The organism is Kocuria sp. CPCC 205261 (assembly GCF_040981025.1).
GTDB classification, from domain to species: domain Bacteria; phylum Actinomycetota; class Actinomycetes; order Actinomycetales; family Micrococcaceae; genus Kocuria; species Kocuria marina.
This window is the reverse complement of record NZ_JAVKPU010000047.1, coordinates 1-754: the sequence shown is the minus strand read 5'-3', so window position 1 is coordinate 754 and position 754 is coordinate 1. Positions and strand designations below refer to the sequence as shown.

1 pseudogene is annotated in these 754 nt (G+C 69.1%); it reads right to left on the bottom strand.

Annotation, left to right across the window (positions count from 1 at the left end):
* Positions 1 to 139: 139 nt before the first annotated feature.
* Positions 140 to 754 (bottom strand): annotated as a pseudogene (locus RF646_RS13315) (hypothetical protein); the annotation flags it as partial.

Below are 754 nucleotides of genomic sequence, written 5' to 3'. Positions count from 1 at the left end.
TCGGCCACCGCCTCTGCGATCAGGGCAGGGTCGAGGATTGGTTCGGGGAAGGAGCGGGAGACCAGGATCTGCTGCTTGGTGGCGGTCTCTTCTTCCACGGGTATCGCCGGCACCGCGTTGAGCTCGAGCGCGGTGCGCATCAGCACCACGGAGAACCGATCGCGGATCCGTACCGGGTCAGCGTCGCGCAGCTCGGCGACGGTGGTGGTCCCCTGGGCTGCCAGGCGGCGGGCGGTGCGCGCGGCCACCCCCACACCTCGGTCACTGGCAGGGTGCCCATAAGCCGGCCCCAGAAGCCCGGCGGGGTGTTCTCCCAGTGCACCACGCCCCCGGTGGCGGGGATCTTCTTGGCCGCTTCGGTGGCCAGCTTGGCCAGGGTCTTGGTGGGGGCGATGCCCACGCTGACGGGCAGCCCTACGTTGCGCGCTTCCAACCGCTGCAGCTCCCGGCCCCAGGCCAGCAGCTCGCGTGTGTGCCCGGGGGGAGGGGTCAGGAAGCACTCGTCGATCGAGTAGATCTCCTGTGCCTGGGCGTAGCGGTCCAGCAGAGCCATGGTGCGTTGGGAGAGATCGGCGTAGAGCGGGTAGTTCGAGGATCTGCGCTGCAAGCCCCACCGGCGGGCATCGGCGGCGATCTTGAACCACGGATCTCCCATCTGGATCCCCAGGGCCTTGGCTTCGGCGGAGCGGGCGACCACACACCCGTCGTTGTTGCTCAGCACCACAGTGGGCTTGCCGAGCAGGGACGGGTCGAA